The organism is Mycobacterium sp. (assembly GCF_049608025.1).
GTDB lineage: Bacteria > Actinomycetota > Actinomycetes > Mycobacteriales > Mycobacteriaceae > Mycobacterium.
Genome location: NZ_JBMYXC010000005.1, coordinates 107,479 through 117,095, shown reverse-complemented (window position 1 = coordinate 117,095; position 9,617 = coordinate 107,479). Strand labels below are relative to the sequence as shown.

7 protein-coding genes and 1 pseudogene are annotated in these 9,617 nt (G+C 65.9%); 6 read left to right on the top strand and 2 right to left on the bottom strand.

Features of this window, described 5'->3' with window-relative positions; all coding sequences use genetic code 11:
* A pseudogene (locus ACPGXI_RS03415) lies at positions 1 to 266 on the bottom strand (HNH endonuclease); the annotation flags it as partial.
* A 56-nt stretch (positions 267 to 322) separates the two neighbouring features.
* The gene (locus tag ACPGXI_RS03410) at positions 323 to 1,528 is read right to left on the bottom strand and encodes a serine hydrolase domain-containing protein (RefSeq protein ID WP_526649797.1); all 1,206 of its coding nucleotides are present in this window, start codon (positions 1,526 to 1,528) and stop codon (positions 323 to 325) included.
* A 167-nt stretch (positions 1,529 to 1,695) separates the two neighbouring features.
* Here ACPGXI_RS03410 and pyrR point away from each other — a divergent pair, with 167 nt between their 5' ends.
* From pyrR to carB, 6 genes are read left to right on the top strand one after another with little or no spacing between them, the layout of a single operon-like run.
* Positions 1,696 to 2,277, top strand: a complete 582-nt coding sequence (gene pyrR, locus ACPGXI_RS03405; RefSeq protein WP_526649795.1) for a bifunctional pyr operon transcriptional regulator/uracil phosphoribosyltransferase PyrR — start codon at positions 1,696 to 1,698, stop codon at positions 2,275 to 2,277.
* Positions 2,278 to 2,305: 28 nt separating this feature from the next.
* Entirely contained in the window at positions 2,306 to 3,286 is a 981-nt protein-coding gene (locus tag ACPGXI_RS03400) for an aspartate carbamoyltransferase catalytic subunit (RefSeq protein WP_526649793.1), read from the top strand.
* Positions 3,283 to 4,587 carry a dihydroorotase gene (locus ACPGXI_RS03395; RefSeq protein WP_526649791.1) on the top strand — a complete coding sequence of 435 codons (1,305 nt, stop codon included), beginning with the start codon at positions 3,283 to 3,285 and terminating at the stop codon, positions 4,585 to 4,587. The genes ACPGXI_RS03400 and ACPGXI_RS03395 overlap by 4 nt, the downstream gene beginning before the upstream one ends.
* The gene (locus ACPGXI_RS03390; protein WP_526649789.1) at positions 4,584 to 5,126 is read left to right on the top strand and encodes a PH-like domain-containing protein; all 543 of its coding nucleotides are present in this window, start codon (positions 4,584 to 4,586) and stop codon (positions 5,124 to 5,126) included. The genes ACPGXI_RS03395 and ACPGXI_RS03390 overlap by 4 nt, the downstream gene beginning before the upstream one ends.
* Entirely contained in the window at positions 5,123 to 6,250 is a 1,128-nt protein-coding gene (gene carA / locus ACPGXI_RS03385) for a glutamine-hydrolyzing carbamoyl-phosphate synthase small subunit (protein ID WP_526649787.1), read from the top strand. The genes ACPGXI_RS03390 and carA overlap by 4 nt, the downstream gene beginning before the upstream one ends.
* The gene (gene carB, locus ACPGXI_RS03380) at positions 6,250 to 9,615 is read left to right on the top strand and encodes a carbamoyl-phosphate synthase large subunit (RefSeq protein WP_526649785.1); all 3,366 of its coding nucleotides are present in this window, start codon (positions 6,250 to 6,252) and stop codon (positions 9,613 to 9,615) included. Before carA ends, carB begins: the two co-directional genes overlap by 1 nt.
* The last annotated feature ends 2 nt before the right edge of the window (positions 9,616 to 9,617 follow it).

Below are 9,617 nucleotides of genomic sequence, written 5' to 3'. Positions count from 1 at the left end.
AGTGCCCTGGCCATTCCCAGATGGGTTCCGCCGCGCACCGGGGCGTCGTGGCGGGCCAAGGCCACTTCGCCGGCCAAGCCGCGCCCACGTTTGCCCGGGGGTATCCCGGCCGCCGCTTCGGCAGCACGGCGCTTTTGGGCCCACAGCGCGGTCGCGCGCGCCTGCCCCGCGGCCGCGGCAGACTTCATCTGTTCGAACTCCTCGACCCGGGCCCGCAACTGCGACTCGCTCGCCTCAGGATCAACGTCGAACATACTTTCGAACATGCTCGCCACAATACGCCCCACGGCCGACACGTGACGCGCTTCAGAGGTGACGCGCTTCATAGGTTCAGCGCCTCATAGGTTCGGCGGACGAACTTCGGCTGTGCACTGTGCAGGTTCGCCAGCGAGGTGTTCCCGGCTACGGCCGCGGCAGCATCGGCGCTCAGGTTCGGGAGATTCTGGATGAGGTACACCAGGATGATGTCCTCGGACGGGTCAGCCTGCCACCACGTCCCGTAGGCGCCGGGCCAGGAGAAGGTTCCTGGTCCGCCCGGACCGAAGAGTTGCCGCGACCGCGCCGGATCAGTCACCACGGAGAGGTTCAGCCCGAAGCCGCGACCGATCCAGAATGGCGCTCCCAGGAAGTCGTGGCGCTTCTGCTCATCGGTGAGCCGGTCGGTACGCATCGACCTCACCGACTCCTCGGACAGCACCCGGACACCGTCGAGTGTTCCGCCGGCAAGCAGCATTCGGGCGAAGCGCAGGTAGTCGTCGGCAGTGGACCAGAGTCCGGCGCCACCGGTGCAGAACGGTGGATCGACGATGGGTGCGGGCCCCATCACGTCGTCGCGTAGCTCGTTGTCGCCGGTGAGTTGATACATCGTGGCGGCCCGGCGCCGGCCGGCGGTGCCGACATTGAAGCCGGTGTCAGACATGTCCAGAGGCGCCAAGATCCGCTGGGCGAGTACCTCGCTCAGCGGCTTTCCCTCGATGCGGGACAGCGCGATGCCCAGCACGTCGGTGGCGTGACTGTAGGTAAGGCGCTGACCCGGCTGATGAACGAGGGGCAGCGCCGAGAGCTCGGCCAGCCACTGATCCTGATCCTGCCGCCTCGGCAGCTTGCGGTAGGCGTCCGAGAGCGGCCCGCGCACCGAGAACATGTAGGCCAACCCGCTGCGGTGGGTCATCAGGTCCTCGACCGTGATCTGCCGCTGGGCCGGCACGGTGCGGTCCAAGGGGCCGCGAGGATCGTCCAGCACACACATATTCGCGAGCTCGGGCAGCCACGTAGCGACCCGGTCGGTCAGCGCGAGCTTGCCCTCCTCGATCAGAGACATCGCCGCGGCGACGGTGACCGGCTTGGTCATCGAGGCGATCCGGAAGATGGTGTCGCGCTGCATGGGCAGTCGAGCATCAATATCCCGATAGCCCAGTTCGTTGACCTGTAGCACCTCGCCGGATTGCCACACCAGCGTGACTGCCCCCGCCAGCAGGCGCGCATCGATGGCATCGACGACGGCGGCCTTGTTTCGGTCCAGGTTCATCGCGCTAGATTAGGTCAGCCGAATACCCGGCAAGAACTCGAGTATTCGCGCGTCGCAAAGTCTGCGGCCATCTCGCTCGTCGGCGCCACAGGTGCTAGGCTGCCCGCAGTTTTCGACATCCTTTAACGATCCGTCCCGTGAGGCGGAGAAGGAGGTCCGGCTCACTCGTGGGCTCGCCTGATCACGCCGGTGCTGACCGGGAACTGATGTCCGCGGCGGACGTGAGCCGCACCATCGCCCGCATCGCTCACCAGATCATCGAAAAGACCGCGCTCGACGGCCCAGATGCTCCCCGTGTGGTGCTGCTGGGCATTCCGACCCGCGGCGTCACTCTCGCAAGTCGCCTGGCGCGCAACATCGCTGAATTCAGCGGCACCGAGGTTGATCACGGAGCCTTGGATATCACGCTCTACCGCGACGACCTCATGAGCAAGCCGCCGCGCGCGCTGGCGGCCACATTGATCCCGGACGGCGGCATCGATGAAGCGCTGGTCATCCTTGTCGATGACGTCCTCTACTCTGGCCGGTCAGTCCGGTCCGCCCTCGATGCGCTGCGGGATCTGGGTCGCCCCCGGGGCGTCCAGTTGGCGGTACTGGTCGACCGCGGGCATCGGGAACTGCCCATCCGCGCCGACTATGCCGGAAAGAACGTGCCCACGTCCCGCGCCGAGAACGTCAAGGTCCGATTGACCGAGGACGACGGCCACGACGGCGTCCGGATCGCACCCTACGGAGGGCCTGCGCGGTGATGAGCAATTGCCCGAACAGGGGGCAGCGGTGAAGCATCTACTCGCTGCAGCCGACCTCAGTCGTGATGACGCCACCGCCATTCTCGACAATGCCGACCGGTTTCGGGAGGCGCTGCTGGGCCGGGAGGTCAAGAAGCTGCCCACCCTGCGCGGGCGCACCATCATCACGATGTTCTACGAGAACTCAACCCGCACCCGGGTGTCGTTCGAGGTGGCGGGCAAGTGGATGAGTGCTGACGTGATCAACGTCAGCGTTTCGGGATCCTCTGTGGCCAAGGGAGAGTCGCTTCGCGACACCGCATTGACCCTGCGAGCTGCCGGCGCCGATGCGCTGATAGTGCGACATCCTGCCTCGGGCGCTGCGCAGCAGCTCGCAGCCTGGACGGCACTGGCGGACGATCCGCCGGGGAGCCCATCGGTCATCAATGCCGGTGACGGCACCCATGAGCACCCCACCCAGGCCCTTCTCGACGCATTGACGATCCGGCAGCGGTTGGGCGCCATCGAGGGCAAGCGCGTGGTGATCGTCGGCGATGTCCTGCATAGCCGGGTGGCGCGTTCCAATGTCGCGCTGCTGCACACGCTCGGCGCGGAAGTGGTGCTCGTCGCCCCGCCCACGTTGTTGCCAGTCGGCGTGGACGGCTGGCCGGTCACCGTTTCGCATGATCTTGACGCTGAGCTCGTACTGGCCGACACGGTGTTGATGCTGCGCGTACAGGCCGAGCGGATGAACGGTGGTTTCTTCCCGTCTTCGCGAGAGTACTCGGTGCGCTACGGCCTGTCCGAGGAGCGCCAGGCGCTGCTGGCCGAGCACGCCGTAGTGCTGCACCCCGGTCCGATGCTGCGTGGTATGGAGATTGCGCACTCGGTGGCGGACTCGCCGCAATCAGCTGTGCTGCAACAGGTTTCCAACGGAGTTCACGTTCGCATGGCGGTGCTGTTCCACTTGCTCGTGGGGACCGAGGCGGGGGTACCTCCGGCTCGCGGGGAAGAAGCGATCAGCGCATGACGGTAGTGATCCGGGGGGCGCGACCCTACGGCGAGGGGGACCGCGTCGACGTGTTGGTCGACGATGGCCAGATCAAGGCCATCGGTGCAGACCTCGCGTTGGGCCGGCCGCCGGCAGACGCTTGGGAGGTGATCGATGCCGACGGACAGATCCTGTTGCCCGGCTTCGTCGACCTGCACACCCACTTGCGGGAGCCCGGCCGAGAGTATGCCGAAGACATCGAAACTGGTTCGGCTGCAGCGGCGCTGGGCGGTTACACCGCGGTGTTCGCGATGGCCAATACTGATCCAGTGGCCGACAGCGCCGTAGTCACCGACCATGTGTGGCACCGCGGCCAGCAGATCGGCCTGGTTGACGTGCACCCGGTCGGCGCGGTGACGGTCGGCCTGAAGGGTGTACAGCTGACCGAGATGGGGCTGATGACCGCCGGCGTCGGGCGGGTCAGGATGTTCTCCGACGACGGCGTGTGCGTGGACGACCCGCTGGTGATGCGCCGCGCACTCGAGTACGCGACCGGACTCGGGGTTCTGATCGCCCAGCACGCCGAGGAGCCACGCCTCACCGCCGGCGCGGTAGCCCATGAAGGCCCGAATGCCGCTCGGCTCGGATTGGCAGGCTGGCCGCGCGCTGCCGAGGAATCCATTGTCATCCGCGATGCGCTGCTGGCCCGCGACGCCGGCGCCCGGGTACATATCTGCCACGCATCCACTGCGGGAACCGTCCAACTCGTGAAATGGGCTAAAGAGCAGGGTATTTCGATCACCGCGGAGGTTACGCCGCATCACCTGCTGCTCGACGACAATCGGCTGGACAGCTATGACGGGCGCAATCGGGTAAACCCGCCGCTGCGCGAGGCCAGCGACGCCGTCGCGCTGCGTCAAGCTCTCGCCGACGGCGTGATCGACTGTGTGGCAACCGATCACGCACCGCACGCCGAGCACGAGAAGATGTGCGAGTTTGCCAACGCCCGGCCAGGGATGCTGGGATTGCAGACCGCGCTGTCGGTGGTCGTCGAGACGATGGTCAATCCCGGGCTGCTGACCTGGCGCGATGTCGCCCGCGTGATGAGTGAGAGCCCTGCCCGCATCGTCGGACTATCCGACCAAGGGCGGCCGTTGGCGGTTGGGGAGCCGGCGAACTTGACGGTGGTCGATCCCGCGGCCACCTGGACGGTCACCGGCCCGGCGCTGGCCAGTCGGTCGGATAACACGCCCTATCAGGACATGGTGCTACCGGCAGTGGTCACGGCTACGCTGCTGCGCGGCAGGCTCACTGCCCGGGACGGTGAGGTGCAGGCGTGAACACCGAAACGCTGGTTGCCTCGCTGATCATGGCCGCGCTGGTGGCACTGATGATCGCCGTGCTGTTCAGGGTGATGATTCGCGGGTGGCGGCGCCGCGCCGAGCAGCAGGCACAGGTTGTGGGAACCTTGCCCTCGCTGCCCGACACCGTGGGAGCGGCGATCGTCTCGGCCACCAAGGGGCTCTATGTCGGCAGCACGCTGGCCTCGCGCTGGAACGAGCGCGTGGCCGCCAGAGATCTAGGGTTTCGCGCCAAGGCTGTGCTCAGCCGCTATCCGGAGGGAATCATGTTGCAGCGCGAGGGTGCTGGGCCGATATGGATACCCGACGACGCGATCGTCGAGATCCGTACTGAAAAATATCTGGCCGGGAAGGTCATCCTCGGTGGCCAGAGGGGAGCCCCTGAAGGTAAGGCACCGTCCCACGGGGGCATCCTGGCGATCCGCTGGCGGCTGCCGACGGGAGTGGAGATAGACACCGGTTTTCGCGCCGACGACCGTCGCGCTTACTCGCAATGGCTTCCGGAGGAGGTCGTATGACCGCACGCAAAGCCTGCCTCGTGCTCGAGGACGGCCGGATCTTTACCGGCACGGAGTTCGGAGCGGTCGGTGAGACGCTCGGTGAAGCCGTGTTCTCCACCGGCATGTCTGGCTACCAGGAGACCCTCACCGACCCCAGCTACCACCGGCAGATCGTGGTGGCCACGGCGCCGCAGATCGGCAACACCGGCTGGAACCTGGAGGACAGCGAGAGTCGCGCCGACAAGATCTGGGTGGCCGGCTACGCGGTGCGTGATCCCTCTCCGCGGGCGTCGAACTGGCGCGCCACCGGAACCCTCGAGGGCGAACTTCTACGCCAAGGTGTCGTCGGCATCGCGGGCATCGATACCCGCGCGGTGGTTCGCCACCTGCGGAGTCGCGGTTCGATGAAAGCCGGAATTTTCAGTGGCACCGCATTGGCCGAGGCTCACGAATTGCTGGCTCGGGTGCGTGAACAGGCCGCAATGCTTGGAGCGGATCTGGCGGGCGAAGTCAGTACTGAAGGTAGCTATGTCGTCGAACCTGAAGGGCTGCAACGCTTCACGGTCGCAGCGCTGGATCTGGGCATCAAGACGAATACCCCGCGGAACTTCGCCAGGCGCGGTATCCGCACTCACGTACTGCCGTCCTCGGCCGGCTTCACCGAGATCGCCGACCTTCGTCCGGATGGGGTGTTCCTGTCCAATGGTCCCGGCGATCCGGCTACCGCCGATCATCTCGTGGCGGTCACCCAGGAGGTGTTGGGCGCCGGAATTCCGCTGTTCGGCATCTGCTTCGGCAATCAGATTCTGGGCCGCGCGCTGGGGCGCGGCACCTACAAGATGACCTTCGGGCACCGCGGCATCAACATCCCCGTGTTGGACCACGCCACCGGTCGTGTCGCGATCACCGCACAGAACCACGGCTTTGCCCTCGAGGGCGAGGCGGGCGAGGAATTCGACACTGCGTTCGGGCCCGCCGTGGTCAGCCACACCTGCGCGAACGACGGCGTAGTGGAGGGGATCAAACTCGTGAGCGGGCGGGCGTTCTCGGTGCAATACCATCCGGAAGCAGCCGCGGGTCCACGCGATGCCGAGTATTTGTTCGATCAGTTCGTCGACCTGATGTCAGGGGAGGGCCACTAGTGCCGCGTCGCACCGACCTCAACCACGTCCTGGTGATCGGGTCCGGCCCGATCATCATCGGGCAGGCCTGTGAGTTCGACTACTCGGGCACCCAGGCCTGCCGGGTGTTGCGTGCCGAGGGTCTGCAGGTCAGCCTCATCAACTCCAACCCGGCGACGATCATGACCGACCCGGAGTTCGCCGATCACACGTATGTCGAACCGATCACTGCCGACTTCGTCGAGCGGGTCATTGTGCAGCAGGGGGAGCGGGGCAACAAGATCGATGCGGTGCTGGCCACCCTCGGCGGGCAGACCGCGCTCAACACTGCCGTCAAACTCTCCGAGAACGGCGCCCTCGACAAGTACGGCGTGGAGCTGATCGGCGCCGATTTCGACGCGATCCAGCGTGGCGAGGATCGGCAGAAGTTCAAGGACATCGTCGCCAAGGTCGGTGGCGAATCAGCCCGCAGCCGAGTCTGTTTCACGATGGATGAAGTGCGTGAGACGGTTGCTGACCTCGGCCTGCCGGTAGTGGTGCGGCCGAGCTTCACGATGGGCGGTCTCGGCTCGGGGATGGCCTATTCGGCCGAGGATGTCGACCGAATGGCCGGCGAAGGCCTCGCCGCCTCACCCTCGGCGAACATCCTGATCGAGGAGTCCATCTACGGCTGGAAAGAGTACGAGCTCGAGTTGATGCGTGATGGCCGCGACAACGTGGTGGTGGTGTGTTCGATCGAGAACGTCGACCCGATGGGCGTTCACACCGGTGACTCGGTGACCGTCGCACCGGCGATGACGCTGACCGACCGCGAATACCAGACCATGCGCACTTTGGGCATCGATATCCTGCGCGAGGTCGGCGTGGACACCGGTGGTTGCAATATCCAGTTCGCGATCAACCCCGTTGACGGCCGGTTGATCGTGATCGAGATGAACCCCCGGGTCTCGCGTTCCAGCGCGCTGGCGTCCAAGGCCACCGGGTTCCCGATCGCCAAGATCGCCGCGAAGCTGGCCATCGGCTACACGCTGGACGAAATCGTCAACGACATCACCAAGGAGACGCCGGCCTGCTTCGAGCCGACGATGGACTACGTCGTTGTCAAAGCGCCACGGTTCGCGTTCGAGAAGTTCCCGGGAGCGGACGGCACGCTGACCACCACGATGAAATCGGTGGGTGAAGCGATGTCGTTGGGGCGCAACTTTGTCGAGGCACTTGGCAAGGTGATGCGCTCGCTGGAGACGAATCGGGCGGGCTTCTGGACCGCGCCCGATCCCCATACCGATGATGTCGACCTCGAACGGGGCCGGGTGCTGGAGCGGCTGCGTACGCCCACCGACGGTCGGCTGTACGACATCGAGTACGCACTTCGCTTGGGTGCCGGCGTCGAACAGGTTGCGCTGGCCTCTGGTGTCGACCCATGGTTCGTCGAGCAGATCGCCGGGCTGGTCGAGCTGCGGGCCGAGGTGATCGACGCACCCGTGCTCGGAGCCGAGTTGCTGCGCCGCAGCAAGTACCACGGCCTGTCGGATGGTCAAATCGCAGCGCTGAGGCCGGAATTGGCGGGCGAGATGGGTGTGCGGTCGCTGCGCCGACGGTTGGGAATTCATCCGGTGTTCAAGACCGTGGATACCTGCGCGGCTGAGTTCGAGGCCAAGACCCCCTACCACTACAGCAGTTACGAGCTTGATCCCGCCGCGGAAACCGAGGTCGCGCCGCAGACCGAGCGGCCCAAGGTGCTCATCCTCGGATCGGGGCCCAACCGCATCGGGCAGGGCATCGAGTTCGACTACAGCTGCGTCCATGCCGCGATGACGCTGAGTCAGGTCGGCTTCGAGACGGTGATGATCAACTGCAATCCCGAAACGGTGTCCACCGACTATGACACTGCTGACCGGCTCTACTTCGAACCGCTGACCTTCGAGGATGTCCTGGAGGTCTACCTCGCCGAGCAGAGGTCCGGGCTTGGCGAGGACGGACGGGGTCCCGGCGTCGTGGGCGTCATCGTGCAACTCGGTGGTCAAACGCCGCTGGGCTTGGCCGAGCGCTTGGAGGAGGCCGGGGTCCCGATTGTCGGTACCCCGCCGGAGGCCATCGACCTGGCCGAGGACCGTGGCCGCTTCGGCGAGGTGTTGCTGGCAGCCGGCCTGCCTGCCCCCCGTTTCGGCATGGCGACGAGCTTTGAGCAGGCCAGCCGGATCGCGGCCGACATCGGCTACCCGGTGTTGGTGCGACCGTCCTACGTGCTGGGCGGACGCGGCATGGAGATCGTCTACGACGCGGAGACCCTGCGTGGCTACATCACCCGCGCCACCGAGTTGTCTCCCGAGCATCCCGTGCTGGTCGACCGATTCCTCGAGGACGCGATCGAGATCGACGTGGATGCACTCTGCGACGGCACCGAGGTATACCTCGGAGGCGTCATGGAACACATCGAGGAGGCCGGCATCCACTCCGGGGACTCGGCATGCGCACTGCCGCCGGTGACCCTGGGCCGCAGTGACATCGAGGCGGTGCGACGGGCTACCGAGGCGATCGCCTTCGGTGTCGGGGTGGTCGGTCTGCTCAATGTGCAGTACGCGCTCAAGGACGACGTTCTCTATGTGCTGGAGGCCAACCCGCGGGCGAGTCGCACGGTACCGTTTGTCTCGAAGGCCACCGCTGTACCGCTGGCCAAGGCCTGCGCCCGGGTCATGTTGGGCGCCACCATTGCACAGCTTCGGGAGGAAGGGCTGCTGGCGCGCAGCGGCGACGGCGGAACCACCGCGCGCGATGCGCCGGTCGCTGTCAAGGAAGCCGTGCTGCCCTTCCACCGGTTCCGCAAGGCCGACGGCAGCCAGATCGACTCGCTGCTCGGCCCCGAGATGAAGTCCACTGGCGAGGTCATGGGTATCGACCGTGACTTCGGCAGTGCGTTCGCGAAGAGCCAGACCGCTGCGTACGGGTCACTGCCGACCCAGGGCACCGTATTCGTCTCGGTGGCCAACCGGGACAAACGCTCGCTGGTCTTCCCCGTCAAACGTCTCGCCGATCTCGGCTTCCGCGTGCTGGCTACCGGAGGTACCGCGGAAATGTTGCGGCGCAACGGAATTCCATGTGACGAAGTCCGCAAACACTTCGAACAGCCCAGTGGAGCAGATCCTAGTTTGTCTGCGGTCGATGCGATTCGGGCGGGGGAGATCGACATGGTGATCAACACCCCGTACGGCAACTCCGGGCCGCGTATCGACGGATATGAGATCCGCTCGGCGGCGGTGTCGATGAACATCCCCTGCGTGACGACTGTGCAGGGCGCGTCGGCGGCGGTGCAGGGCATCGAAGCCGGCATCCGCGACGATATCGGCGTGATGTCGCTGCAGGAGTTGCACAGCGTGCTGGGATCCTGAGG

Bases quoted from the DNA above. Each gene is read 5' to 3' on its own strand.
- carA (WP_526649787.1), top strand. From the start codon at position 5,123: ATGACCGCACGCAAAGCCTGCCTCGTGCTCGAGGACGGCCGGATCTTT.
- ACPGXI_RS03395 (WP_526649791.1), top strand. From the start codon at position 3,283: ATGACGGTAGTGATCCGGGGGGCGCGACCCTACGGCGAGGGGGACCGC.
- ACPGXI_RS03410 (WP_526649797.1), bottom strand. From the start codon at position 1,528: ATGAACCTGGACCGAAACAAGGCCGCCGTCGTCGATGCCATCGATGCG.